This window comes from Streptomyces sp. NPDC093795 (genome assembly GCF_044764665.1).
Classification (GTDB): domain Bacteria; phylum Actinomycetota; class Actinomycetes; order Streptomycetales; family Streptomycetaceae; genus Streptomyces.
In genome coordinates this window covers 1-26,589 of sequence record NZ_JBIWIO010000019.1, presented here as the reverse complement: position 1 = coordinate 26,589, position 26,589 = coordinate 1, and the positions used below count along the sequence as shown (strand labels likewise).

Below are 26,589 nucleotides of genomic sequence, written 5' to 3'. Positions count from 1 at the left end.
CGCAGAAGGAGACGGCCGAACCCGACACATGGTTGTGCGGAAGGAGGCGACTCCCCCCGGGCCGATCATGTACCGGACGGCGTGCCCGGGCCCGGGGACCCGGCGCGTCGATGGGCTGAACGGGTTGGTCCGGCGCCCAGGTGGGTTGCGGAGGGGGCCGACGGGCGGGGAAGGTGACGGGTCCGGATGGTCAGACGGCGGTGACCGTCACCCGCTCGCTCTCCACCCGCTTGGCGAGGGACTCCGGCGCGAGCAGCTCCGCGTTCCGGCAGAGGACCACGGAGCCGCCGGCCGCGAGCGGCGCGTACAGACCGGCCGAGAGTCCCTTCCAGTCCCCGTACCCGAGGCCCGAGAGCAGCCGGGTGCCGGAGGCGAGGCCGAGCGCCTCCGCGTCCGCGCGGGCCTGCTCGACGAGCTGCGCGCCACTGCGCTCCGTACCGTCCACGACGAGCGCGACGGCATCCGGATCCACCGGTACGAACGGGGCGAACCGGTCACCCTGGCTCGGCACCTCGACCGCGTAGTCCGCGTATCCGGCGGGCGCGGCAGGGAAGCGGCGGCCCATCGGCGCGAGCGAGAGCGCGATCCGCTCCCCGGAGCAGGCGAGCCCCGCGTCGAGCGCGTCCGGCCCCGCGACCACGAGGTCCGCGTCCGCCGGGTCGCCGCCGACCTCGGCGACCACGCCGACGGAGGAGCAGGCGAGCAGCCAGACGGCGGTCTGCCAGTGCGCGGGCAGCAGCAGGGCGAGCCGGTCACCGGGAGCGGCGGACAGCTCGCCCTGGAGCAGGTTCGCCGTCTTGGCCACCCAATTGGCGAAGGTGGCGACGGACAATTCCACCCGCTCACCGGTGGCGTCGTCGTAGAAGGTGACCAAGGGGCGGGCGGGGTCCGCGGCGAGCGCGGATCGCAGCAGGTCGGCGGGGGTGCGGTCGCTGGCGTTCACGCCGGACAGCGTACGCGCGCGGCCGTGCGGGGGTCCGCCGTACCGGTGACGCCGTCCACCGGTCGGCCCGACACGCCGTCAGTTTCCGGGCCCGTTCCCGGCGCGCGGAACGGCTCCCCGGTACGCACGATCGGCCCATGCGACCCTCACTCGCCTCCTCGATCGCCGTCAGCTGCGCGGCGGTCCTCGCCCTGCCGGTCTCCCTCGCCGCGCCCGCGGCGGCCGAGGTCCCCCAGGCGCTCGGGCTGCCACCGTCGCTCTCCGCACTGCCACCCGCGCCCGATCTCCCCGGCGCCACCCAGTCCCTGCCACTGGAACCGCTGACCGGTGACACCGACCGGTCCCTGGGCGGCGGCGGGGAGGACGGGACGGACGCGCAGGGACTCACCCGGCGCGACGTCGAGCCCTTCTCGCTCGTCGGCGTCGTGTGGGACGACCCGAAGGCCGCCCTGCACGGCACCGTCCAGGTCCGCACCCGGGCCGCCGGTGGTGGTACCTGGTCGGAGTGGCAGGACGTGGAGACCCACAACGAGGAACACGGCGCCGACCCCGACACCGCGGAGGGCGCCGGCCGGGCGCTGAAGGGCTCCACGGCCCCGCTGTGGGTGGGCGACTCGGACGGCGTCGAGATCCGCGTACGGGGGGAGGAACCGCTCCCCGCGGGCCTGCGCCTGGAACTGGTGGCCCCGGGAGAGGCCCCGGAGGCGGACGGTCAGGCAGCAGACGCTCAGGCGGCGGACGCCCAGGAGCAGCCCGCTCCGGGGGAGGCCGCTCCCGCCGCTGCCCCTGCGCCTGCCGCTGCCCCTGCGCCTGCCGACGCCCCTGCGCCTGCCGACGCCCCTGCCGTCGTCCCCGCCCTCGCCCCCGCCGCCGGGATCCGGACCGCCGTGTCCGCCCTGGTCCAGGCGAGCCTCGGCGCGGCGGAGGCGGCGGTCAGCGCGGTCAACGCCCAGCTCGCCCCGTACGGCGCGGCGTGGATCCCGGCCCTGTCGAAGGAGGCGACCGAGTTCACGGTCCCGTACACGCCCTACGCGCAGCCGGCGGAGGCCGCCGCGGCCCAGGCGCCGGGCCGGGAAGTCACCGAAGCCGCCGAAGCCGCCGAAGTCGGCGAGGTCGCCGCCGCGGCGCCCGCGGCCGCCGCGAAGCCCTACATCGGCCCCCGCCCCAAGATCATCACGCGCAAGGGCTGGGGCGCCGACGAGAAGATCCGGGAGAAGGGCTTCGTCTACACGAAGAGCATCAAGGCGGCCTTCGTGCACCACAGCGCGACCGGCAACAACTACACCTGCCGCCAGGCGCCCTCCGTCCTGCGCGGTATCTACCGCTACCACGTCCTGAGCAGCGGGTGGCGAGACTTCGGCTACAACTTCGCCGTCGACAAGTGCGGGAACATCTACGAAGGCCGGGCGGGGGGCGTGGCCAAGCCCGTCCTCGGCGCCCACACCCTCGGGTTCAACACCAACAGCATGGGCATCGCCGTCCTCGGCACCTTCAGCAAGACCACTCCGCCGACCGCCGCGGTGACCGCCGTCGCCCGCCTGACGGCCTGGAAGCTCGGGCTGCACGGGGTGAACCCGAAGGGAACGTCGTACCTCGTCTCAGGAGGCGGAAACCTGTACAAGAAGGGCACGAAGGTCCGGTTCAACGCCATCGCGGGACACCGTGACGGATTCGCCACCGAGTGCCCGGGAGTACGGCTGTACGGCAAGCTCGGGACGGCCCGTGTGAGCTCCGCGAAGTACCAGGGAAGGCGCTGATGGGGTCATCGGGGCAACCATCTGCCTAAACTGACCGGTCATATCGCACGGACGACCGAGACGGGCGTGCTGACGGACCCCGAACAGGAAGCAGAGACGACAAGGTGACAGAAGCGATCCTCCTGGTCGGTGGCAAGGGAACACGGCTGCGACCCCTCACGGTCAACACGCCCAAGCCCATGGTCCCGGCAGCGGGCGTCCCCTTCCTGACGCATCAGCTGGCCCGCGCCCGCGCCGCCGGCGTCGAGCACATCGTGCTCGCCACCTCCTACCTGGCGGAGGTCTTCGAGCCCCACTTCGGTGACGGCTCGGCGCTGGGCCTGAGCATCGAGTACGTCACCGAGGACGAGCCCCTCGGGACCGGCGGCGCGATACGCAACGTGGCATCGCGGCTGCACTCCGGGCCCGACGAGCCGGTCCTGATCTTCAACGGGGACATCCTGACGGGCCTCGACATCGAGGCGCTCGTCGCCACCCACTCCTCCTCCGGAGCGGACGTCTCGCTCCACCTGACCCGGGTCGAGGACCCGCGCGCCTTCGGCCTGGTCCCCACGGACGCCACGGGCCGCGTCACGGCGTTCCTGGAGAAGCCGCAGACGCCCGAGGAGATCGTCACCGACCAGATCAACGCGGGCGCGTACGTGTTCCGGCGCTCGGTGATCGACTCGATCCCCGCGGGCCGCCCGGTCTCGGTCGAGCGCGAGACCTTCCCGGAGCTCCTGTCCTCGGGCGCGCACCTCCAGGGCATGGTCGACTCCACGTACTGGCTGGACCTCGGCACCCCGCAGGCCTTCGTACGCGGCTCCGCCGACCTGGTCCTCGGCCGCGCCCCGTCCCCGGCCGTCCCGGGCCGCTGCGGCGACCGCCTGGTGCTGCCGACGGCCCGCGTCGCCCCGGACGCCAAGCTGACCGGCGGCACGGTCGTCGGCGCGGACGCGGTGGTCGGCGAGGGCGCGCGGGTGACGGGCTCCACGATCCTGGCGGGCGCGATCGTCGAACCCGGCGCGGTGATCACCGACTCCCTCATAGGCGCGGGCGCGCGCATCGGCGCGCGCACGGTCCTCACGGGCGCGGTCATCGGCGACGGGGCCCATGTGGGCCCCGACAACGAACTCCGCGACGGCATCAGAATCTGGTGCAACGCCACCCTCCCCCCAGCCACAATCCGCTTCTCCTCGGACCAGTAACCACCGGGCCCCGCTGTGGGCATCGGTTCCGCCGGCCCGACGCCCACCCACGTCGCGGGCATCCGTTCCGCCGGCCCGGCGCCCACCCACCACCCCGCGTCGCGGGCATCCGCCCCGCTGGGGCGGTGCCCACCCACCCCCGCCCCGCCCACCCCGTTGTGGGCATTCGTTCCGCTGGGGCGGAACGGGTGGGCACAACGGAACGGCGCCCCTTGCCGGGCCTAGGCTTCCGCGCCTGAACCCGCACCCCGTGCGCGCCGCACAGCTTGGTGCGGGCCCAGGCACAAGGGGCGGAGGCGCCGCCGAGGGCGCCGTCCCGTGTGCCCACCCTCCCCCAGACTCCGTCCGGGGGGACCCCCACGCCCTGCGGGACGATCGCCCACACAGGGGTGGGGGAGCAGCCGTACCACCCGGCTACGCTCATAACCATGGCCGGCCGCTTCACACCCCCCACAAACCCCACCCGCACCACCGTGCGCGGCGGCCACACGGAGATCCCCGTCACGGAGAGCGCCCCCCTGGACCTCGGCCTCACCCTCGGCCCCCTCCGCCGCGGCCCCGCCGACCCCACCTTCCGCGTCACCCCCGACGGCTCCGTCTGGCGGGCGAGCCGTACACCCGACGGCCCCGGCACGATCCGGGTGACGATCAGGGGCGGCGAGGCCGCGGCCGAGGCCTGGGGCCCGGGAGCGCCCTGGCTCCTGGACCGCCTCCCCGCCCTGCTCGGCGCCGACGACGACCCGGCCGCCTTCGTCCCCCGCCACAAACTGGTCCTGGCCACCCACCGCCGCCGCCCCGGCCTCCGCCTCACCCGCACCGGCCTGGTCCTGGAGTCGCTGATCCCCTCGGTCCTGGAGCAGAAGGTCACGGCGCACGAGGCGTACGGTTCCTGGCGGGTGCTCGTACGCAAGTACGGCGAGCCCGCCCCCGGCCCGGCCCCCGACGGCATGTACGCGATGCCCGACGCCCGCACCTGGACGCAGATCCCCTCCTGGGAGTGGCACCGCGCGAACGTCGACGGCAAACGCTCGGCCACGATCGTCCGCGCCGCCCGGGTGGCGGCCCGCCTGGAGGAGGCCGCGGACATGGCCCCGCCGGCGGCCCGCGAGCGCCTGGAACTGGTCCCGGGCATCGGCCCCTGGACGAGCGCGGAGACGGTCCAGCGCAGCAACGGCGCCCCCGACGAGGTCACCACAGGCGACCTCCACCTCCCCGGCATCGTCGGCTGGGCGCTCGCGGGCGACCGCACCACCGACGACGCGGCGATGCTGGACCTCCTGACCCCCTACGCGGGCCAGCGCCACCGCGCGGCCCGCCTGATCCTCCTCAGCGGCCGCGTCCCACCCCGCAGGGCACCCCGCATGACCCCCGGCAACATCACGGCGATCTAGTGCGTGTCCGGCGGACCATGCCCTGGGTCACGACGACTGGCCCGCCGGGCTCACCGCACCTCGACGAACTCCGCCGCCCGCCGCGCCGCCCGTTCCCTCGGCGCCCCCGCCGGATGTCCGATCGCGACCGCGCCGAGCGGGTCCCAGCCGGCCGGCAGGTCGAGGACCTCCCGTACGACGTCCCGGCAGAACATCGTCGAGGACACCCACGCCGAGCCCAGCCGCTCACCCGCGAGCGCCACCAGGAAGTTCTGTACGCCCGCGCCCGCCGCCACCACGAACATCTCGCGCTCGGCCGCGTCCCGGCGCGGATCGCCGTAGTGGTGGGAGCCGTCCATGACGAGGCAGGGCACCGCCAGGTACGGGGCGTTGCGCAGGACGTCCCCGCGCCGCACCCGCTTGGCGATGGACTCCTCCGACTTCCCGTCCCGCCGCAGGTCCGCGATCCACGCGTCCCGCATCGCGTCGAGCAGCCGCACCCGTGACGCCGCCGACTCCAGGAGCACGAACCGCCACGGCGTGGTGTGGTGCGGGGCCGGAGCCGTCACGGCCGCGGCGACCGCACGCCGTACCGCACCCGGGTCCACCGGGTCCGCGGTGAACTCCCGTACGGTCCGCCGCAGCGTCACCGCCTCGCGTACGGCCTCCGAGGTGCCGAGCCGGAACATGTCGTCGGCCGCGCCCCGCACCAGCGCCCGTGCGCCGGGCTCGTCGTCCCCGCCCACCACGTGCGGCAGGCCCCGGACGACGGCGACCGGAAGACCGGCCGCCTTGCCCTTCACCAGGTCGCCCGCGGCGGCGAGTTCGTCGGCGGTGGCGACCACGGTCGCGCTCAGCGGATTGCCGTGCTCGTCGGTCCCGCCGCGCAGGTCGTCGAGGACCCGCACGCCGGCCGCCCCGATCGCCACGTCGGTGAGCCCACTGCGCCAGGGCCGCCCGAAGGTGTCCGTGACGACGACGCCGACGTCGACGCCGAGCGCGTCGCGCAGCCCCGAACGGATGCGCCGCGCCGAGGCGTCGGGGTCCTGGGGGAGCAACAGCACCGTCCCGGCAGGGGTGTTGGACGCGTCGACCCCGGCGGCGGCCATGACGAGCCCCTGCCGGTTCTCGACGATCCGCAGGGCGCCGCGCCGCGCCACCACCCGTACCGTCTCGGCGTCGATGGCCTCCTCGCGGTCGTCGGCGGCGACCACGCGCCCCTCGGCCTTGCTCACGATCTTGGAGGTGACGAGGAGGACGTCCCCGTCGACGAGCTCCGGCGAGACGGAGGCGATCAGCTTGGCCAGATCGTCCCCGGCCGCCACCTCGGGCAGCCCGGCCGGCGCCCAGACCCGATAAGAAGGAGCCGCCGGCGCACCGTCGCTCACCCCCGTACCTCCTCGGCGAGCCCCAGTGCCTCCCGAGCCATCGCGGCCGTCGCCTCGACGTCGGTCATCATCAGCGGGACCGCCCGGCAGCGGATGCCCGCCGCCTCGACCTCCGCGACCGCGTCCGCGTCGACGGTGTCGACGAGCCAGCCGTCGACGAGCTCGGAGCCGTAGTTCCGCGCGACCGCCGCCGCCGTGGACTCCACGCCCACGGCCGCGAGCACCTTGTCGGCCATGCCGCGCACGGGCGCGTCGCCGATGATGGGGGAGAGGCCCACGACGGGCACATCGGCCGCGACGATCGCCTCACGGATCCCGGGCACGGCCAGGATCGTCCCGACGCTCACCACGGGGTTGGACGGCGGGAAGAGGATGACGTCCGCCTCCGCGATCGCCTCCAGGACGCCCGGGGCGGGCTTCGCGGCCTCCGCGCCGACGGGCACGATCGCCTTCGCGTCGACCGAGGCGCGCAGCTTCACCCAGTACTCCTGGAAGTGCACCGCGCGCTGCTCGCCGTCGACCTCGATCGCCACATGCGTCTCGACGCGGTCGTCGGACATGGGAAGCAGGCGTACGCCGGGCTGCCAGCGGGCGCACAGCGCCTCGGTGACGGCGCTCAGCGGATAGCCCGCGCCGAGCATCTGCGTACGGACGATGTGGGTCGCGAAGTCCCGGTCGCCGAGGCCGAACCACTCGGGTCCGACGCCGTACGCCGCGAGTTCCTCCTTGACGGTGAAGGACTCGTCCGTACGGCCCCAGCCCTGCTCCTCGTTGATGCCACCGCCGAGGGTGTACATCACCGTGTCCAGGTCGGGGCAGACCTTCAGCCCGAAGAGATGGATGTCGTCACCGGTGTTGCCGATGACCGTGATCTCCGCGTCCGGCGCGGCCTGCTTGAGGCCGCGAAGGAAACGGGCACCACCGATACCCCCGGCCAGAACCACAATGCGCATGCGCAGCAGTCTCTCAGGCGACGACGACACCGGGGGTGGCCGGGGCGGGGGAGACCGGGGCGCACTGCGCCTGGAGCGACTCGTGCATCGGCATGTCCGTGAGGCCGGGGAAGTAGACGTGGAGGCTGACGGCCGGTTCGAGGGAGTCGTTGACGACCTCGTGGACGTACCCCGGCGCGAAGACCCGCTGCGCGCCAGGCGCGAGCGTCCGCGCACTCCGGCCCGCACTCCCGCCCGCACCCCGGTCCGCACGCTCCGTCAGTTCACCCGCCAGGACGGTGAGTACGCCGGAGGAGACGCCGTGGTCGTGGAGCCCACTGCCCTGGCCGGGCACCCAGGAGAGCAGCCACACCTCGTAGCCGGGGCCCGTGCGCAGCCGGTGGTACCAGCGGGTGGTGGCGTCGTACTCGACGTACGGGGCCCACTGGGCGCGGTCGTCGGCGATCGAGCGCGCGAGGCCGGCGAACTCGGCCACGGTGACGGGGTGGGCGCGCTCGGGCTGGAGGAGGTGCGGGACCTCGAGGATGTCGCCGGCGATCTGAAGGTCGCTGTCCATGTTCATGGGTGGGGAGGTTCCTCAGCAGAAACAGAAGCGGTGGGGGGTCACGAAGCAGAGGTGATGCGAGTGACGCGAGTGATGCGCGACTGGCGCGAGTTACGCGAGGTAACGCCGGGTGACACCGGGAGGAGAAAGCTGGAGCTCTACGGCATCAACAGCTGGGACAGCAACAGCAACAGCGCGCCTGGACAGCGCGGCGGTACCCACGGCTGTGGGTCGCGGAGAGCGCTGTGGTCGCTGGCATGCCACCAAAGGTGGCCGGAGCGGCACCCGACTGTCAACTCAATGCCCGATTTGGGGGTAATGTTTCACCTCATCCGGTTGCTGTGTCCGGAGAAAGGTTTGTTCGGGCGCCGACCAGGAGAGATGGCGCTTCAGTCGTGCCCGTAAACATGGCAGCCCCGTGATCGGACTGTGATCCGGATCGCTTCCATGGCTGGATCGCAACAAGATCCAAGTCTCGGACGTCCTTCCTTGTGAGGTCGCACGGCGCGGCCAGGCCGGTGGCATGTGTCACGGTTTTTGGTGATTTGAACACTTTCCGCATACGCTTGGTTCCGCAGAGTGAATACCGGGCCCAATAGCAGATCTCGGCTTGACTCGCGCAGAGCACGAACTTGTAATTTCACTCGTGTCGTTCGGCCGGGTTCGCAACGGCAACACCCACGGGGACGCACAGAACAGACGAGGGGCGCACATGACCGAGTTGTTCCAGGAACTGCTGGTCGAGGACGCGGACGAAGAACTCGGCTGGCAGGAGCGCGCGCTGTGCGCCCAGACCGATCCCGAGTCCTTCTTCCCCGAGAAGGGCGGCTCGACCCGCGAGGCCAAGAAGGTCTGCCTCGCCTGCGAGGTCCGTTCCGAATGTCTCGAATACGCCTTGCAGAACGACGAGCGCTTCGGCATCTGGGGCGGCCTCTCCGAGCGCGAGCGACGCCGCCTGAAGAAGGCCGCCGTCTGAACGGCGCGCGGCCTGCCGGGGCCCGCGCACCGGGCCGCGCCCACCACGACACGACGAACGGTCCGCCCCCTGTGCTCCATCCACAGGCGGCGGACCGTTCTGCGTGTCCTGTACGAAACCGTTCCACACCCTCTGTCCACAGGGCGGCGGACCGCTCCGCGTGCAGCCGTTAGTGTGGGCCTCCGTCCGAGACGCTCCCCACGCCCTTCGCGGGCGACCCCGGCCGGAGGGCCCGTAGCTCGATGTCCTCAACTCCTGAGTTTCCGCGACACGTCGTCACCGCCGTGCTCGTCACCCACGACGGCGCCCGCTGGCTGCCGGACGCCCTCGCCGGGCTGCTCGCCCAGGAACGCCCCGTGCAGAACGTGGTCGCCGCCGACACCGGCAGCGCCGACGACTCGGCGCAGCTCCTCGCCGACGCCATCGGCACCGACCGCGTCCTGCACCTCGCGCGCCGCACCGGCTTCGGCACCGCCGTCGAGGAGGCCGCCCGCACCGCGCCCGTGCTCGGACCCGAGGACCTGCCCTACCTGAAGCGCCCCAGCGGCTGGGACCCCGTCAGCCGGACCTGGAACGACGACGCCTACGACCTCCCGGACCTCCCGCACGGCGAACCGGTCCAGTGGCTCTGGCTCCTCCACGACGACTGCGCCCCCGAGCCCGGCGCCCTCGCCGAACTCCTGCGCGTCGCGGACTCCGACGCGTACGCCGCCGTCATCGGCCCCAAACTGCGCGGCTGGTACGACAGGAAGCAGCTCCTGGAGACCGGCGTCTCCATCGCCCGCAGCGGCCGCCGCTGGACCGGCCTCGACCGCCGCGAACAGGACCAGGGCCAGCACGACCAGGTCCGCTCCGTCCTCTCCGTCTCCACCGCCGGCATGCTGATCCGGCGCGACGTCTTCGAGGAACTCGGCGGCTTCGACCGGCGCCTGCCCCTCATGCGCGACGACGTCGACCTGTGCTGGCGCGCCCACTCCGCCGGCCACCGCGTCCTCATCGCCCCCGACGCCGTCCTCCGCCACGCCGAGGCCTCCGCCCGCGAGCGCCGCACCGTCGACTGCGCCGGCCGCACCGCCGCCAACCCGCACCGCGTCGACAAGGCCGGTGCCGTCTACACCCTCCTCGCCAACACCCGCGGCGCCGCCCTCCCCTACGTCCTCCTGCGGCTCGTCCTCAGCACCCTGCTCCGCACCCTCGCCTACCTCGTCGGCAAGGTCCCCGGACAGGCCGTCGACGAGGTCATGGGCCTCCTCGCCACCCTCCTGCGCCCCGAGAAGATCCTCGCCGCCCGGAAACGGCGCAAGAACCCGGCCGTCGCCGCGAGCGAACTCCGCCCGCTGTTCCCGCCGCCCGGCGCCACCGTCCGCGCCGCCGTCGAACAGCTCACCGCCAACTTCGGCGGTACCGAGGCCGACTCCGGCGGCTCCCGCCGCGGCGTCGTCGAATCCGGTCCCGGCGGCGACGACGCCGACTACCTGGAGATCGAGCAGTTCGCCCGGCTCAAGAAGATCGCGGCCAAACCCGGCCCGGTCCTCTTCGCCCTCCTGCTCCTCGTGTCCCTTGTCGCCTGCCGCGGCCTCCTCGCCGGCGGCTCCCTGGCCGGCGGCGCCCTGCTGCCCGCCCCCGACACCGTCTCCGGCCTCTGGTCGCGGTACGCGGACACCTGGCACGCCCTCGGCACCGGCGGCACCCAGACCGCCCCGCCCTACCTCGCCGTCCTGGCCGCGCTCTCCACCCTCTTCCTCGGCTCCACCTCCACCGCGCTGACCCTGCTGCTCGTCTGCTCGGTCCCGCTCGCAGGATTCACCGCCTACTTCGCCGCCCGCGGCATCGTCGAGTCCCGCCTCCTGCGCGCCTGGGGCGCCATCGCGTACGCCTTCCTGCCCGCCGTCACCGGCGCCCTCGCCACCGGCCGGCTCGGCACCGCCGTCCTCGCGATCCTGCTCCCGCTCATGGCCCGCGCCGCCGTCGCCGCCCACGGCTTCAACCGGCCCGACCGGGGCAGCTGGCGCGCCACCTGGGCGTACACCTTCCTGCTCACGTTCACGATGGCGTTCACGCCGGTCGTGTGGCTGCTCGCCGTCGTCCTCGGCCTCGGCGTCCTCGCCGTACGCCGCTCGGACATCACGGCGTACGGGCTCCGCTTCCTGGCCGCCGTCGGCACCCCGCTCCTCGTCCTCGCCCCCTGGTCGCTCACCCTCCTCACCGACCCCGCCGCTCTCCTGCGCGAGGCCGGCCGCGACATCCGTACGGGCACGGCCACCGCACTCGACCTGCTCGGCACCAGCCCCGGCGGCCCGGGCACCACCGGCGGCCTGCTCCTGGTGGGCCTCGTCCTCGCCGCCCTGGCCGGACTGCTCCGCGAGGAGCGCAGGCTCGCCGTCCTCGCCGCCTGGACCGCCGCCCTCGCCGGCCTCCTCCTCGCCGTCCTCACCAACGGCGCGGGCGGCACCGGCTGGGCCGGACCCGCCACCCTCGTCTACGGCGCCGCCCTCATCGCCGTCGGCATGATCGGCGCCGAAGGCGGCCGCACCCGCGTCGCCGCCCACGGTTTCGGCTGGCGCCAGCCCGTCGCCGCCCTGATCGCCCTCGCCTGCGCCGCCGGCCCCGCCGTCGCCGCCGTCGGCTGGATGATCGCCGGCGCCGACGGCCCGCTGACCCGCCGCGACCCGGTCCAGGTCCCGGCCTTCGTCGCCGAGGAGAGCGGCACCCGCGACCAGCCCCGCACCCTCGTCCTCGGCGGCAGCCCCGGCGAGGTCGCGTACACCCTGGTCCGCGGCTCCGGCGCCCGCCTCGGCGACGCCGAACTCACCGCGGGCGCCGAGGACGACCCCCGCCTCGACGACGTCGTCGCCCACCTGGTCGCCGGCTCCGGCGCCGACCAGACCCAGGAACTCAGCGGCTACGCGATCCGCTACGTCCTCGTACGGGACGGGGCACCGCGCCAGACGAGCCGCGTCCTCGACTCCACCCCGGGCCTCAGCCGCCTCAGCCAGCTCGACGGCAGCGCCCTCTGGCGCGTGGACCGCGAGATCGCCCGCGTCATGATCGTCCCGCCGACCGGACCGACGGAGAAGCAGGCCGACCCCGCGAAGGCCACGGTTCCCGTCGCCGTCGCCGCGGGCCCCGTCGAGGCGCACACCGACATCCCGACCGGCCCCGCGGGCCGCGTCCTGCGGCTCGCGGACCGCGCCGACGAGGGCTGGACGGCCACTCTCGACGGCAAGGAGCTGACCCGCACCACCGTCGACGGCTGGGCGCAGGGCTTCGAACTCCCCGCCGCGGGCGGCCGCCTCGACGTCACGTACGACCAGCCGCTCACCCGTACCGCGTGGATCTGGACCCAGGTCTCCCTCGCCGTCGTCCTGCTGGTCCTGGCCCTGCCCGGCCGGCGCCGCGAGATCGACGACGACCTGCCGGAGGAGGAGCTCGCGATCCCCGCCCAGGCGACCGAGGGCGACGGCCGCAGGGCCCGCCGTCTGCGCGCGGCGGCGGAGGCGGAGGCCGAGACCGAGACGGCGGGGACGGAACCGGAGCCCGAGCCCGTCCCGATCCCGGACCAGCAGGCGTACGAGCCCCAGGAGTGGGACGGCGGCTACGACCCGGCCTACGCCCAGGCCCAGAACCAGGAACAGCCCCAGCCCCAGGCGTACGCCGAGCAGGGTTACTACCAGGAGTACGCCGCCGACCCGTACCAGCAGCAGCCGTACGCGTACCCCCAGCAGGGCTACGAACAGGGTTACGAGCAGCAGCAGTACGACCAGCAGCAGTACGACCAGCAACAGCAGCAGCAGCAGTACGACCCACAGCAACAACAGCAGCCGTACGACCCGTACACCTACGGCTACGGGCACCCCCAGGGCCACGAGACCGAGCAGCGTCCCGACGGGAGCAGCAACCAGTGAAGCGCACGACCCTCTCCCTGATCGCGGTCGCCACGGCGCTCGCCGCCGTCACCGGCTTCGCGTCCCTCACCGCCCCGGGCGACACCGCCCCTCCCCAGGCCAAGGCCACCACCCGGCTGCCGGTCGAGCGCGCGGGCCTGGTCTGCCCGGCGCCCAGCACCTCGGAGGTGGGCGAGACGCTCTACACCTCGTACACGCCGCCGGGCACGGGCGCAGGCACGGGCACAGCTGCCGGGACCGGCACCCCGAACCAGGGCAAGGCCGAGCAGCCCACCGCCCAGCTGCGGCCCGCCGCGAGCACGACGACCTCCGGCGGCACCTCCCAGACCGGCAAGAAGCCCAAGGCCCCCAAGATCCCGGCCACCGTCACCGCCCCCGGCAAGCCCGTCACCGCCGAGGCGGACGGCCCCGCCGTGCCCGCCCTCGTCGGCTCGGCGACGGGCACCCTCGCCCCCGGCTGGACCGTGCAGCAGTCCACCGTCGTCCCCGCGGGCGGCGCCAGCGGCCTCCTCGGTCTCAGCTGCGGGGCCCCCGACACCGACTTCTGGTTCCCCGCGGCCTCCACCGCCAAGGAGCGCCAGGACTACGTCCACCTCACCAACCCGGACGACTCGGCCGCCGTCGCCGACGTCGAGCTGTTCGGCCCCGAGGGCCCCCTCAAGTCCCAGTTCACCGACGGCATCCCGGTCCCCGCCCGCTCCACGGTCCCCGTGCTCCTCTCCACCCTCACGGGTGAGGCAGCCCAGCAGTCCGTCACCGTGCACGTCACCACCCGCAGTGGACGGATCGGCGCCGCCGTCGGCGCCGCCGACGACAAGCTGGGCAGCGACTGGATCGCGGCCGCGGCCGACCCGGCGAGCCGCGCCGTACTCCCCGGCATCCCGGCCGACGCCACCTCCGTGCGGCTCGTCGCCTTCGCCCCCGGCCACGACGACGCCGACCTGAAGGTCCAGCTCGTCAGCGCGACCGGCACGATCGTCCCCGCCGGCGCGGGCTCCCTGCACGTGAAGTCCGGGATGACGGCCTCCGTCGACCTGCCGGACCTGACCCGCGGCGAGGGGGGCTCCCTGCTGCTCACCCCGAGCGACCCGAAGAAGCCCACCCCCTTCGTGGCCGCCCTCCGGGTGGTGCGCGGCAAGGGCGCGAACACCGAGATCGCGTTCGTACCGGCGGCCGCGGCGATCTCCGGCCGTGCGACGGTCGCCGACAACCGGGCCAAGGCCAGCACGCTCTTCCTGACCGCGCCCGACGCCGCCGCCCAGGTCAAGGTCACGGCCTCGGCCGGCTCCGGCGCGGGTACGCCGGTGTCGAGGACGGTCACCGTCAAGGCGGGCACGACGACCACCCTCACGGACCTGGTCCCCGAGGGCCTCAAGGGTTCGTACGCGATCACCGTCGAGCCGGTCTCCGGCGGCAAGGTGTTCGCGGCGCGGACCCTGGCGCTGCCCCTGGACGGCACGCCGATGTTCACGATCCAGACGCTCGTCGACGACCGGGGCACGGTGGAGGTCCCGACGGCACACCAGGACCTCGGGGTACTGGACTAGAAGGCCTTCAAGCCCGGCTGAGCCCGCGACCCCGCCCGGCTAAGCCCGTGACTCCGCCCGGATCGACCGCGACCCCGCCCGGCTAAGCCCGCGATTCCGCCCGGCTCGACCGCGACTGCGCCCGGCTCAGTCCTGCCCGTACCGGGGATCGACCGACTCGGGGGAGAGCCCGAGGAGCTCCGCGACCTGCTCCACGACCACCTCGTGGACCAGGAGAGCCCGCTCGTCCCGGTTCTTCGACCGGATCTCGACCGGACGCCGGTAGACGACCACCCGGGCGGGCTCGTCCTTCTCGGCGGGCGCGGAGCCCCCCAGCGGCACGGTCTCGCCCGACACCGGTGGAGGTACCTCCATCACCATGAAGTCGACGTCCGCGAGCTGCGGCCAGCGCCGCTCCAGACGCTCGACCGAGTCGAGGACCAGATCACGGAAGGTGTCGGCCCGGCTCGCGGAGAGCGGCACCTGCGGCGGGGCGACCGGTCCGCGCATCCCGCGGCCGTGCCGGTCGCGGCGGCGCACCCGAGGCTCCGCCGGAGGCTCCGTGGAACGGTTCGGGGGGCTCGGCGGCACAGGACTGTCCATCACTGACGCAGCGTAACCCTCATCTGTCTCCCCGCACCGTGGCGCATCCTCGCCTCCGCTCCCGGGGCTGCCGCCCCACCCCCACACCCGATGTCGAAACCTGAACATTCCGGCCAATCGTCCGCTCGATTCGAGGGCCCCGCGCGCACGGCCATCTGGCCGTGGTTGACCGGATCTGTACCCCGGACTGTCCGGATCGACTCCCGACCGCGCCCCCTTGCGCCCTCTCCCACGCAGGTCAGAGCGACCACCCCCGACGGCGGGGTGGTGGAGGTCACAGCGCGACACGGTGGAGTGACCTGAGGGAGAGTCGTCGCGGCCCGCTCAAGAGTGCGGTACCGTCCAACGTCGTGAGCCCTGTACGTCGCTGTTCGCGCACCGCGTGCGGCCGCCCTGCCGTCGCGACACTGACGTACGTCTATGCCGACTCGACTGCGGTCCTCGGCCCGCTCGCCACCTACGCCGAGCCCCACTGCTACGACCTGTGCGCCGAGCACAGCGAGCGCCTCACCGCCCCACGCGGGTGGGAGGTCGTGCGGCTGACCGACGGTTCCGCCCCGCCCCGCCCCAGCGGCGACGACCTCGAAGCCCTGGCCAACGCCGTACGGGAGGCGGCCCGCCCCCGGGAACGCGCGGCCGAGGCCGGCGGCAAGGGCGGCGGAGGCCGGAGCGGCGACCCCATGGAGGTCGGCCGCAGAGGGCACCTCAGGGTGCTCCGCTCCCCGGACAACTGAGCCGCAGTCCGCGTACCCCTCCTGCCTCCGGGTAGTTTTGGCCTTCCGTACACGACACGCGCCGCACACGCGTGCCGAGAACTCAGGAGGGTGGATCCGTGACTGTCGATCTGTCGCAGATCGTGAAGGCGTACGACGTCCGCGGAGTGGTGCCCGACCAGTGGGACGAGGACCTCGCCGAGCTCTTCGGCGCGGCCTTCGTACGGGTGACGGACGCGGACGCGATCGTCATCGGCCACGACATGCGCCCCTCGTCGCCCGGCCTCGCGGACGCCTTCGCGCGCGGCGCGGCCCGCCTCGGCGCCGACGTCACCCTGATCGGGCTCTGCTCCACCGATCAGCTGTACTTCGCGTCCGGCAGCTTCGGCCTGCCCGGCGCCATGTTCACCGCCTCGCACAACCCGGCCCAGTACAACGGCATCAAGATGTGCCGCGCGGGCGCCGCCCCCGTGGGGCAGGACACCGGTCTCGCGGAGATCCGCGAGCTGGCCGAGCGCTGGTCGGAGACGGGCGCGCCGGAAGCGGCGGCGACGCCGGGCACGGTCACGGAACGGGACACGCTGGCGGACTACGCCGCCCACCTGAAGGCCCTGGTCGACCTCACGACGATCCGCCCCCTCAAGGTGGTCGTCGACGCGGGCAACGGCATGGGCGGCCACACGGTCCCCACCGTCTTCGACGGCCTGCCGCTCGACGTCGTCCCGATGTACTTCGAGCTGGACGGGACGTTCCCGAACCACGAGGCGAACCCGCTCGACCCGAAGAACATCGTCGACCTCCAGGCCCGTGTCCGGGCCGAGGGCGCCGACCTCGGCCTCGCCTTCGACGGCGACGCCGACCGCTGCTTCGTCGTCGACGAGCGCGGCGAGGGCGTCTCGCCGTCCGCGATCACGGCCCTCGTGGCCGCCCGCGAGCTGGCGAAGCACCCCGGCGGAACGATCATCCACAACCTGATCACCTCCTGGTCGGTGCCCGAGGTCGTCCGCGAGAACGGCGGCGAGCCCGTCCGCACCCGCGTCGGCCACTCCTTCATCAAGGAGGAGATGGCGAAGACCGGCGCGATCTTCGGTGGCGAGCACTCCGCGCACTACTACTTCAAGGACTTCTGGAACGCGGATACGGGCATGCTCGCCGCGCTCCACGTCCTGGCGGCCCTCGGCGGCCAGGAGGGCACCCTGTCCGACCTGGTGGCGGCGTACGACCGCTACGCCTCCTCGGGCGAGATCAACTCGACCGTCGCGGACCAGGCCGCCAGCGCGGCGAAGGTCAGGGCGACGTACGAGGGCGAGGACGTGACCCTCGACGAGCTCGACGGCCTCACGGTGACGGCCGCGGACTGGTGGTTCAACCTGCGCGCCTCGAACACCGAGCCGCTCCTCCGCCTCAACGTCGAGGCCCGCGACGAGGCCACCATGGCCAAGATCCGCGACGAGGTCCTCGCCCTGGTCCGGGCGACGGACTGACCCGGCAGGCCGCCGGGGAACGGGGCGCCCCTCGTTCCCCGGCGGTAGGCTGACCTGGCCCGACCCCCGCTTGTTCGAAGGGACATCCCATGCCGCTCGAAGCCGGCCTCCTGGAGATCCTGGCCTGCCCCGCGTGCCACGCTCCGCTCAACGACCGCACGGCGGACGAAACCCCCGAACTCCTCTGCACGAGCCCCGACTGCGGCCTCGCCTACCCGGTCCGGGACAACATCCCGGTCCTCCTGACGGACGAGGCCCGCCGCCCGTCCTGACCCCCCGGGACCCGGCCGCCCCCGAAAGCAGCCCGAGCCGCCCGCAGGCGAGACACCCCCACTGACCGCCGAGCCGAGCGGCCAGAAGGAGGGCCCAAGCCATCCGCCGCGCCCACGGCCCTGTTGCCCCCGACGAAGGTCGGCCGACAACGCGAGCACGCGGGCAGGCGGGTACGCGGGTACGGGTACGCGGGTACGGACAGGCGAGTACGCGGGTACGGGCAGGCGGACACACGGGTATGGGCACGGGTGGTACGGGTACGCGATACGCGAGTACGTCGCCAGAGACGAGTCCGCCGCACGCCAGGGCCCCCGATCACCGGACTCGCGCACCTCCCTCCCTCCCCCCGGAGGGCCCGCCGACGGCGAGCACCCCCACGGGAAAACCCGCACCTCTGCCCTCTCAGCAGTACAGGTGGCGCGGGTGGGAACCGACAAGCCCGGCCGAAGGCCGGGCGCACCAGGACCCGCACGACAAGCCCCGCACCCCCAGGCCCCGCACCCCCAGGCCCCGCACCACCAAGGACCCACCAGGCACCCGCAGGCCCCGCAGAGAACCCGACGACGACGCGACCGGAGGCACCCGCCCCATGCTCGACGAGACTCTCCTCGACGCCCCGGACGACCTGGCCCTCGCCGACCACCGCGGTCTCCTCCGCGCCGCGGCGGAGGCCGGCGCCCGGGTACGGACGGCGACCCGGCACGCCGCCGAGGCCGGGATCACGGACCTGCACCCCGAGGGCCGACCCCGCGCCGTACTCCTCGCGGGCCCCGGCACCGTAGCCGCCGGCGTCGCCGACCTGATCGGCGCCCTGGCCGGCGCCTCGGCCCCCGTCGTACGCCTCCAGCCGACCGGCGTCGCCCCCGCCGCGGGCGCCCTGCGCTGGGCGCTGCCCGGCTGGGCCGGCTCGGTGGACCTGCTCCTGCTGCCGACGACGGACGGTTCAGAGCCGGGCCTGGCGCTCCTCGCCGAGCAGGCGTACCGGCGCGGCATGACGGTCGTCGCCGTCGCCCCGAAGGCCTCACCGCTCGCCGAGGCCGTCAGCGGCTCCCACGGCCTGTTCGTCCCGATGGCCACCGCCCCGAACGAGACCCCCGACGACTCCACCGAGGGCCTCGCGGCCGGCCCCGGCGCCCTGTGGGCCCTGTTCACCCCGCTGCTGGCGCTCCTCGACCGGGTCGGGCTCCTCGAAGCGCCGCCGGAGACGCTGGAGAAGGTGGCCGACCGGCTGGACCGTACGGCCGAACTCTGCGGCCCGGCCATCGCCACGTACAGCAACCCGGCGAAGACGCTCGCCGCCGAGCTCGCGGACTCGCTGCCGCTGATCTGGACCGAGGGCGCGGCCGCGGGCCCGGCCGGCCGCCGGTTCGCCGCGGTACTCGCCGAGATCGCGGGCCTGCCCGCCCTGGCCGCCGAGCTCCCGGACGCCCTGCCCGCGCACGGGGTACTGCTCGCGGGCGACTACGCGGCGGGCGCCGACCCCGAAGACTTCTTCCGGGACCGGGTAGAGGAGCAGCAGGCGCTGCGCGCGAGGGTCGTCCTGCTCAGGGACCGCCCGACCGACGGCCTCACCGCGGCCCACGCGGCCCGCGAACTGGCCCTCAGCCACGAGACCGCCATCAGCGAACTGGAACCGGAGGAGGGCGGCGACCTGGAGACCCTGGCGGAGCTGCTGGCCGTGACCGACTTCGCGGCCGCCTACCTCTCCCTGGCGACCCCGGGCCGCACACCCCACTAGAAACAGCGCCCACCCCTCACCCCCCACCCGCAAACCGCCACCCCCCCATACCCCCCACCCGTCCACCACCCCGTCACACCCCCGTCACCCGACACCTGTCACCTGTCTCCCGACACCCCTCACCATCCGTCACCACCCCGAGGAGCTGGCAGGCACCATGGACCGCCTCGTCAACACCGTTCGCCCCTACGCCTGGGGATCCACGACGGCCATCCCGGAACTGCTCGGAATCGCCCCGTCCGGCGAGCCCCAGGCCGAGATGTGGATGGGCGCCCACCCCGGCGCGCCCTCCCGCACCGAGCGCGGCTCGCTGAACGCGCTGATCGACGCCGATCCCGTACGCGAGCTGGGACCGCGTTCCGTCGAGAAGTTCGGCCCCCGCCTCCCGTTCCTCCTGAAGGTGCTCGCCGCCGGCGCCCCGCTCTCCCTCCAGGTCCACCCCGACCTGGCGCAGGCACGGGCGGGCCACGCGGCCGAGGAGGCCGCCGACGTCCCGATCGACGCCCCGCACCGCACGTACAAGGACGCCAACCACAAGCCCGAGCTGATCTGCGCCCTCACGCCCTTCGAAGGACTGTGCGGCTTCCGTACCCCCGCCGAGGCCGCCGACCTGATCGCCGCGCTCGGCGTCGACTCGCTCAAGCCGTACGTCGACCTGCTCCACGCCCACCCCGAAGAGGCCGCGCTCCGCGAGGTCCTGACGGCCCTGCTGACCGCCGACCCGGAGGAGATGGCTCACACCGTCGCCGAGGCGACCGCAGCCGCCGACCGTCTCGGCGGCGCCCACGCCCCGTACGCGAGCCTCGCCCACCACTACCCGAGCGACCCCGGCGTCATCGCGGCGATGCTGCTCAACCGGGTCCGGCTCCAGCCCGGCGAAGCGCTCTACCTGGGCGCGGGCGTGCCGCACGCCTACCTCGACGGCCTCGGCGTCGAGATCATGGCCAACTCCGACAACGTGCTGCGCTGCGGACTCACCCCCAAGCACATCGACGTCCCCGAACTCCTGCGCGTGGTCCGCTTCGAGCCGACCGACCCGACCGTCCTGCGCCCGGAGGCCTCCCCTTCGGGCGAGGAGGTCTACGACACCCCCACCGACGAGTTCCGCCTCTCCCGGTTCGCCCGGGCCGAGGGCGCCGCCCCGACCCACCTGACCAGCCCCACCCCACAGATCCTGCTCGCCGTCGCGGGCCGCCCGAAGGCGGGCGAAGTCACCCTCGCCCCGGGCGAATCCGTCTTCGTACCGGCGGGCGAGACGACCGAACTGTCCGGTGCGGGAACCATCTTCCGCGCAACGGTTGTGGCCTGATGCGACAATGACCGGCCGAACCGCGGCGACAGAGCCGGTGCATCGACGAAGGGACCACGTACATCCATGAGCGCGTCAGGCGGAACCAAGGCGATCGTGGCGGCACTCGTCGCGAATCTCGCGATCGCCGTAGCCAAGTTCGTGGCGTTCCTCTTCAGTGGTTCGTCCTCGATGCTCGCGGAGAGCGTCCACTCGCTGGCCGACTCCGGAAACCAGGGCCTGCTGCTCCTCGGCGGCAAGAAGGCCAAGCGCGAGGCGACCCCGGAACACCCCTTCGGCTACGGCCGCGAGCGGTACATCTACGCCTTCCTCGTCTCCATCGTCCTCTTCTCCGTCGGTGGCATGTTCGCCATCTACGAGGGCTACGAGAAGATCAAGGACCCGCACGAGATCACGGCCTGGTACTGGCCGGTCGGCGTCCTCGTCTTCGCGATCATCGCCGAGACGTTCTCCTTCCGTACGGCCATCAAGGAGTCCAACACGGTCCGCGGCGGCCTGTCCTGGAAGGAGTTCGTCCGCCGGGCGAAGGCCCCCGAGTTGCCGGTCGTCCTCCTGGAGGACCTGGGCGCGCTCGTCGGTCTGATCCTCGCCCTCGGCGGCGTCGGCCTCGCCCTGATCACCGGCGACGGCATCTGGGACGGCATCGGCACCCTCTGCATCGGCGTCCTCCTCATCGTCATCGCGATCGTCCTCGCGGCCGAGACCAAGTCGCTGCTGCTCGGCGAGTCGGCGGGCATCGACGACGTCAAGAAGATCGAGGACGCGGTCGTCGACGGCCAGACCGTCACCCGCCTCATCCACATGCGTACGCTCCACCTCGGCCCGGAGGAGCTCCTCGTCGCAGCGAAGATCGCCGTCCGGCACGACGACTCGGCCACCGAGGTCGCGAACGCGATCAACGCCGCCGAGGAGCGCATCCGCGCCGCCGTCCCGATCGCCCGGGTGATCTACCTGGAGCCCGACATCTACAGCGAGACGGCCGCGTCGAACGGCCCGAACCTCGCCAAGGGTCCGGGCGGCGCAGGTCACTGACCCCCGTCGCCACAAGGCCCCCGGGACCCCACGGCCCCGGGGGCCTCGCACGTCCGTACGAGCCCCGGAACCGCCCCGCGATTCCGATGCGGACTGTGGCCCACCGCCCCGTCCGGTGTAGATTCGTGACCAGCCAGACGTCGCTGCTGATGGCGGTCGGGCGGTCCGCAAGGACCGGCCGAGGGAGAGAGGGCCTCCGACGACGGCACCGTGGAGAACCCCGGGCATCCGTATGCCCCGGGAGCCTTCGTGGCGCCAGGCGTCCCAACCGACCCTCGTACTCGACCACACGTGGAGCAGCCCCGTCATGACGACTGTCACGCACCAGGACTTCAAGGTCGCCGACCTCTCCCTGGCCGTCTTCGGCCGCAAGGAGATCACCCTCGCCGAGCACGAGATGCCCGGCCTGATGTCGATCCGCCGCGAGTACGCCGAGCAGCAGCCGCTCGCCGGCGCCCGCGTCACCGGCTCCCTGCACATGACCGTGCAGACCGCCGTCCTCATCGAGACCCTGGTCGCCCTCGGCGCCGAGGTCCGCTGGGCCTCCTGCAACATCTTCTCCACCCAGGACCACGCCGCCGCGGCCATCGCCGTCGGCCCCAACGGCACCCCGGAGAACCCGCAGGGCGTCCCCGTCTTCGCCTGGAAGGGCGAGACCCTGGAGGAGTACTGGTGGTGCACGGAGCAGGCCCTGACCTGGCCGAACACGCCCACCGGCGGCCCGAACATGATCCTCGACGACGGTGGTGACGCCACCCTCCTCGTCCACAAGGGCGTCGAGTTCGAGAAGGCCGGCTCCGCCCCGGACCCCTCCACCGCGGACAGCGAGGAGTACGGCTACATCCTCCGTCTCCTCAACCGCACCCTCGGCGAGAACCCGCAGAAGTGGACCCAGCTCGCGTCCGAGATCCGCGGCGTGACCGAGGAGACCACCACCGGCGTCCACCGCCTGTACGAGATGCACCAGGCCGGCACCCTCCTCTTCCCGGCGATCAACGTGAACGACGCCGTGACGAAGTCGAAGTTCGACAACAAGTACGGCTGCCGCCACTCCCTCATCGACGGCATCAACCGCGCCACCGACGTCCTCATCGGCGGCAAGACGGCCGTCGTCTGCGGCTACGGCGACGTCGGCAAGGGCTGCGCCGAGTCCCTCCGCGGCCAGGGCGCCCGCGTCATCGTCACCGAGATCGACCCGATCTGCGCTCTCCAGGCGGCGATGGACGGCTACCAGGTCACGACCCTCGACGAGGTCGTCGAGACCGCCGACATCTTCATCACCACGACCGGCAACAAGGACATCATCATGGCCGGGGACATGGCCAAGATGAAGCACCAGGCCATCGTCGGCAACATCGGCCACTTCGACAACGAGATCGACATGGCCGGCCTCGCCCAGACCCCGGGCGTCGTCAAGGACGAGGTCAAGCCGCAGGTCCACACCTGGACCTACCCCGACGGCAAGGTCCTCATCGTCCTGTCCGAGGGCCGCCTCCTCAACCTGGGCAACGCCACCGGCCACCCCTCCTTCGTCATGTCGAACTCCTTCGCGGACCAGACCCTGGCCCAGATCGAGCTCTTCACGAAGCCGGAGGAGTACCCGACCGACGTCTACGTCCTGCCCAAGCACCTGGACGAGAAGGTCGCCCGCCTCCACCTGGACGCGCTCGGTGTCAAGCTGACGACCCTCCGTCCTGAGCAGGCCTCCTACATCGGCGTCGAGGTCGAAGGCCCGTTCAAGCCGGACCACTACCGCTACTGATGCCCCCGGCCGGCGGCGCCTGCGCACTGACGCGACACCGTCCCGGACACCCGTAGAGGATTCAGGCAGGCCCCCCGCACCCCCGTGCCGGGGGCCTGCCCCGTCCCGCCCCCGCTACCGCTCCTGGAAGCGCCCCCTCCCGAGGACCGACCCATGCCCCGCGGCCGATATTCGCTCCATGACCCGCACGACCACACCCCCCTCGGTGAAGAACACTTCCACTGCGCACCAGGCCCCTCCGGCTGGCGCTACGTCTGCCAGCGCACCACCCCCTCCGGCGACCATCAGGGCTCCGTCGACCTGGCCGTCGACGAACTCGGCCGCCCCATCCGTCTCGAACTCCACGCCGCCGGCTGGCAGGTCCGCGGTGCGGCCCTCGACGGCGTCACCTGGGTCCGCACGGACCCCACCGGAACTCATGCCACCGAAGGCAATGTGCGCGCCCACGCCTTCACCGGCACCTCCCCGGCGTTCCTCGTCGCGCTCACGCGACTCCTGCGTCTCACCCCCGATTCCCCCGAGACCCGTGTCAGGCTCGTCGCCTTCACGGACCCGGTGCTCGCCCCCCTCACGGTCGACCAGTCCTGGGCCCTGCTGAAAAGTGAAGCGCACGCCACTGACAACGGCCCCCTGATGGTGGACGAGTACCAGGTCAGCGCCCTCGACACAGGCGAAAGGCACACCGTCCACATCGCCGGCGACGTGGTCCTCGCGGCCCCCGGCATCGAACTCGAAGCCCTGGAGACCCCGCCGTCGGTCTTCCCCTGACCCTCAGGCCGGCGGAGCGAACCCGGTGGCGGGCGGAGCGACGGGGGAAGCGGCGACGGGCGGAGCCAGGGGAGAAGCGACGACGGGCGGAGCTACGGGGGACGCGGCGACGGGCGGAACACCGCCGACAGGCCCCGACGCCGACCCCGCCGCCGACGCGAAGGCAACCGCCCGCCGGGCGTCCCGGGCCTGCCGCTCGGCCACCACCCCCGCCAGATACGCCTCGGCCGGCAACCCCGGCGGCGCAGGCGTCCCGGTCCGCGCCACCAGCTCGTCGGCCAGCCGCTCCGCGAGCCGCCGCCCCACCACCGGATCCAGCTCACGCGCCCGCGTGAGGTACTGCCGTATCTCCAGCCACAGAGCCTCGGGCACCGCCGAGAGATCGAGCCCCGAGAAGCGCCCCACCAACCACGGCGGCGGCGGAGGCACGGCCTGGACCCGTGCCGCCGCGGGTATTCGCTCCCGCACCACCAGCGTCCCGGCGAAGACGTCCCCGAGCCGACGCCCCCGCTCCGACACCAGCGACGCGACACAGGCGACGACCCCGAAGGTCATCAGGATCTCCACGACCCCCATCGCCCCGCGGACCAGCGCGTGCCGGAACCGGATCGGCCCGCCGTCGTCCCGCACCACGCGAAGCCCGCACGCCAACTTCCCCAGCGAACGCCCGTGCGACAGCGTCTCCACCGCGATCGGCGCCCCCACGAGGATCAGCAGGAAGGAGGCGATGGACACCGCCATCACCGCCGCGTCGTCCAGCGACGCGGTGGCGACCGCGAGCCCGAGCGAGATCAGCAGATACGCGGCCCACACCACCACGAGGTCGATGAGCACCGCCAACGCCCGGCTCGGCAGCCGCGCCGGCTGCAACCCCAGTACGACGGCGTCTCCCGTCACCAACCCACTCACGGCACCCACCCACCCTTCTCCGACCTTCCCGACCCCTCCGAACGCCAGTCTGCCAAGCTGACCCGCAGCGCGCCGCAGTAGTACGGACCCGTCCGCAGCCGATGCCCTGGAGCAGCCGCCGATCATGGACCTCGACGTCTACGTCACCGCCCACCGCGCCGAGTGGGAACGCCTCGACCACCTCCTGCGCCGGGGCGGCAAGCTCACAGGCGCCGAGGCCGACGAACTCGTCGCCCTGTACCAGCGCACGGCCACGCACCTCTCGATCGTCCAGTCCACCGCCCCGGACCCGATGCTCACGGCCCGGCTCACCCAGCTCGTGGCCCGCGCCCGCGCCGCAGTCACCGGCGCCCGCCGCTCCTCCTGGCGCGACGCGGCCCGCTTCCTGACAGCCGGCTTCCCGGCGGCCGTCTACCGCTCCCGGCACTGGTGGATCCCCACCGCCGTCCTCTCCACCCTGCTCGCCGTGCTGATCGGCTGGTGGATCGGCGCGCACCCGGAGGTCCAGGCCGCGATCGGCGCCCCCGCGGAGCTCCGTGAGATGACCCGCCCCGGCGGCCAGTACGAGACGTACTACTCCAGCCACCCGGCGACCTCCTTCGCCGCGCAGGTCTGGACGAACAACGCCCGGGCCGCCGCCATGTGCCTGGTCCTGGGCGCGTTCCTGGGCATCCCGGTGCTGTGGATCCTCTTCCTGAACATGCTGAACGTCGGCGTCGCCATCGGTCTGATGTCATCGGCCGGCCGCCTCGACGTCTTCCTGGGCCTGATCCTTCCCCACGGCCTGCTCGAACTGACCGCCGTCTTCGTGGCCGCCGGCACGGGCCTCCGCCTCGGCTGGACCGTCATCGACCCGGGCCCCACGACCCGACGAGCGGCCCTCGCCGAACGCGGCCGCGCCGCCGTCGGCATGGCGATCGGCCTGGCCCTGGTCCTCTTCGTCTCGGGCCTGATCGAAGGCTTCGTCACCCCGTCCGGCCTGCCCACCTGGGCCCGCATCGCCATCGGCATCGCCGCCGAGCTGGCCTTCCTCGCCTACGTCTACGTCCTGGGCGGCCGCGCCTCCCGCGCCGGTGAGGCGGGCGACCTGGCCGAGCCCGACCGCAGCGCCGAGCTGCCCACCGCCGCCTGATGTGCGTACGGCCCCGCTGACCTGCTAGTGTCCTCCGGTGCCCACAAAAGCTGTTGACACGGCGGCTGTGGGGAGGTAGATTTAAACGGTTGCCTGGAACTGGACAGTTCGGCAGCGACCAAGTTAAAGTCTCACTCACTCCGGTCGGGAATTCGATTCCACGGAGTCACCCCGATTCTTATTCGAATCACGAAAGCCACCGATTAGGTCGGCCGAAATGAATCTGATAAAGTCGGAACCGCCGAAAGGCCCCCGGAGTGAAAACAAAAGGGACCGGAAAGCACCGAGGAAATCGGATCGGAAAGATCTGATAGAGT

General features: G+C 73.0%; 21 protein-coding genes. 15 read left to right on the top strand and 6 right to left on the bottom strand.

All coding sequences use genetic code 11. The features are described 5' to 3' along the window. Positions 1 to 190 precede the first annotated feature (190 nt). On the bottom strand, positions 191 to 943 hold the full coding sequence (locus ACIRB7_RS33570; RefSeq protein ID WP_351220669.1) for a TIGR03089 family protein: 753 nt from the start codon (positions 941 to 943) through the stop codon (positions 191 to 193). A gap of 137 nt (positions 944 to 1,080) precedes the next feature. Here ACIRB7_RS33570 and ACIRB7_RS33565 point away from each other — a divergent pair, with 137 nt between their 5' ends. From ACIRB7_RS33565 to ACIRB7_RS33555, 3 genes are all read left to right on the top strand, one after another. After that, the gene (locus ACIRB7_RS33565) at positions 1,081 to 2,700 is read left to right on the top strand and encodes a peptidoglycan recognition protein (RefSeq protein WP_403606618.1); all 1,620 of its coding nucleotides are present in this window, start codon (positions 1,081 to 1,083) and stop codon (positions 2,698 to 2,700) included. Positions 2,701 to 2,804: 104 nt separating this feature from the next. Next, the gene (locus ACIRB7_RS33560; RefSeq protein ID WP_403606615.1) at positions 2,805 to 3,887 is read left to right on the top strand and encodes a sugar phosphate nucleotidyltransferase; all 1,083 of its coding nucleotides are present in this window, start codon (positions 2,805 to 2,807) and stop codon (positions 3,885 to 3,887) included. A 428-nt stretch (positions 3,888 to 4,315) separates the two neighbouring features. Continuing rightward, entirely contained in the window at positions 4,316 to 5,278 is a 963-nt protein-coding gene (locus tag ACIRB7_RS33555) for a DNA-3-methyladenine glycosylase family protein (protein WP_403606612.1), read from the top strand. Between the two features lie 50 nt (positions 5,279 to 5,328). Here ACIRB7_RS33555 and ACIRB7_RS33550 read toward each other — a convergent pair whose 3' ends face one another. From ACIRB7_RS33550 to ACIRB7_RS33540, 3 genes are read right to left on the bottom strand one after another with little or no spacing between them, the layout of a single operon-like run. Further along, entirely contained in the window at positions 5,329 to 6,645 is a 1,317-nt protein-coding gene (locus ACIRB7_RS33550) for a coenzyme F420-0:L-glutamate ligase (RefSeq protein ID WP_403606609.1), read from the bottom strand. Further along, positions 6,642 to 7,598 carry a 2-phospho-L-lactate transferase gene (gene cofD, locus ACIRB7_RS33545; RefSeq protein WP_403606606.1) on the bottom strand — a complete coding sequence of 319 codons (957 nt, stop codon included), beginning with the start codon at positions 7,596 to 7,598 and terminating at the stop codon, positions 6,642 to 6,644. Before cofD ends, ACIRB7_RS33550 begins: the two co-directional genes overlap by 4 nt. A gap of 13 nt (positions 7,599 to 7,611) precedes the next feature. After that, a complete protein-coding gene (locus ACIRB7_RS33540) occupies positions 7,612 to 8,160 on the bottom strand; it encodes a cysteine dioxygenase (RefSeq protein ID WP_403606603.1) in 549 nt (182 codons plus the stop codon). Positions 8,161 to 8,854: 694 nt separating this feature from the next. On the opposite strand from ACIRB7_RS33540, the gene ACIRB7_RS33535 reads away from it, so the two are divergent. The 3 genes from ACIRB7_RS33535 to ACIRB7_RS33525 all read left to right on the top strand — a co-directional run bounded on the left by ACIRB7_RS33535 (position 8,855) and on the right by ACIRB7_RS33525 (position 14,570). Next, positions 8,855 to 9,118: a WhiB family transcriptional regulator gene (locus ACIRB7_RS33535; protein ID WP_015033978.1), complete on the top strand. Its 264-nt coding sequence runs from the start codon at positions 8,855 to 8,857 to the stop codon at positions 9,116 to 9,118. A gap of 242 nt (positions 9,119 to 9,360) precedes the next feature. Further along, positions 9,361 to 13,023 carry a glycosyltransferase gene (locus tag ACIRB7_RS33530; RefSeq protein WP_403606600.1) on the top strand — a complete coding sequence of 1,221 codons (3,663 nt, stop codon included), beginning with the start codon at positions 9,361 to 9,363 and terminating at the stop codon, positions 13,021 to 13,023. Beyond that, positions 13,020 to 14,570 carry a DUF5719 family protein gene (locus tag ACIRB7_RS33525; RefSeq protein WP_403606597.1) on the top strand — a complete coding sequence of 517 codons (1,551 nt, stop codon included), beginning with the start codon at positions 13,020 to 13,022 and terminating at the stop codon, positions 14,568 to 14,570. The genes ACIRB7_RS33530 and ACIRB7_RS33525 overlap by 4 nt, the downstream gene beginning before the upstream one ends. Before the next feature lie 126 nt (positions 14,571 to 14,696). Here the strand turns inward: ACIRB7_RS33525 and ACIRB7_RS33520 are convergent, their stop codons facing one another. Then, on the bottom strand, positions 14,697 to 15,152 hold the full coding sequence (locus ACIRB7_RS33520; protein ID WP_403606643.1) for a metallopeptidase family protein: 456 nt from the start codon (positions 15,150 to 15,152) through the stop codon (positions 14,697 to 14,699). A 299-nt stretch (positions 15,153 to 15,451) separates the two neighbouring features. On the opposite strand from ACIRB7_RS33520, the gene ACIRB7_RS33515 reads away from it, so the two are divergent. The 8 genes from ACIRB7_RS33515 (at position 15,452) to ACIRB7_RS33480 (ending at position 24,231) form a co-directional block, all read left to right on the top strand. Next, a complete protein-coding gene (locus ACIRB7_RS33515) occupies positions 15,452 to 15,886 on the top strand; it encodes a DUF3499 domain-containing protein (protein ID WP_403606639.1) in 435 nt (144 codons plus the stop codon). Positions 15,887 to 15,984: 98 nt separating this feature from the next. Beyond that, positions 15,985 to 17,349, top strand: a complete 1,365-nt coding sequence (locus ACIRB7_RS33510) for a phosphomannomutase/phosphoglucomutase (RefSeq protein WP_403606594.1) — start codon at positions 15,985 to 15,987, stop codon at positions 17,347 to 17,349. A gap of 89 nt (positions 17,350 to 17,438) precedes the next feature. Continuing rightward, positions 17,439 to 17,621, top strand: a complete 183-nt coding sequence (locus ACIRB7_RS33505) for a Trm112 family protein (protein ID WP_073820091.1) — start codon at positions 17,439 to 17,441, stop codon at positions 17,619 to 17,621. A 590-nt stretch (positions 17,622 to 18,211) separates the two neighbouring features. Next, positions 18,212 to 19,360 carry an SIS domain-containing protein gene (locus ACIRB7_RS33500; protein ID WP_403606590.1) on the top strand — a complete coding sequence of 383 codons (1,149 nt, stop codon included), beginning with the start codon at positions 18,212 to 18,214 and terminating at the stop codon, positions 19,358 to 19,360. 157 nt (positions 19,361 to 19,517) lie between these two features. Further along, complete coding sequence (manA, locus tag ACIRB7_RS33495; RefSeq protein WP_403606587.1) at positions 19,518 to 20,669, top strand: mannose-6-phosphate isomerase, class I; 1,152 nt, start codon at positions 19,518 to 19,520, stop codon at positions 20,667 to 20,669. Between the two features lie 66 nt (positions 20,670 to 20,735). Further along, positions 20,736 to 21,701 (top strand): cation diffusion facilitator family transporter, encoded by a 966-nt coding sequence (locus ACIRB7_RS33490; protein ID WP_403606584.1) that lies wholly within the window; start codon positions 20,736 to 20,738, stop codon positions 21,699 to 21,701. 307 nt (positions 21,702 to 22,008) lie between these two features. Then, the gene (ahcY, locus tag ACIRB7_RS33485; protein ID WP_403606582.1) at positions 22,009 to 23,463 is read left to right on the top strand and encodes an adenosylhomocysteinase; all 1,455 of its coding nucleotides are present in this window, start codon (positions 22,009 to 22,011) and stop codon (positions 23,461 to 23,463) included. Between the two features lie 153 nt (positions 23,464 to 23,616). Continuing rightward, entirely contained in the window at positions 23,617 to 24,231 is a 615-nt protein-coding gene (locus ACIRB7_RS33480) for a hypothetical protein (RefSeq protein WP_403606579.1), read from the top strand. A gap of 3 nt (positions 24,232 to 24,234) precedes the next feature. Here the strand turns inward: ACIRB7_RS33480 and ACIRB7_RS33475 are convergent, their stop codons facing one another. Beyond that, a complete protein-coding gene (locus ACIRB7_RS33475; protein WP_403606576.1) occupies positions 24,235 to 25,140 on the bottom strand; it encodes an RDD family protein in 906 nt (301 codons plus the stop codon). Between the two features lie 124 nt (positions 25,141 to 25,264). Between ACIRB7_RS33475 and ACIRB7_RS33470 the strand changes: the two genes are divergently transcribed. Further along, positions 25,265 to 26,272, top strand: a complete 1,008-nt coding sequence (locus ACIRB7_RS33470) for a stage II sporulation protein M (RefSeq protein WP_403606573.1) — start codon at positions 25,265 to 25,267, stop codon at positions 26,270 to 26,272. The last annotated feature ends 317 nt before the right edge of the window (positions 26,273 to 26,589 follow it).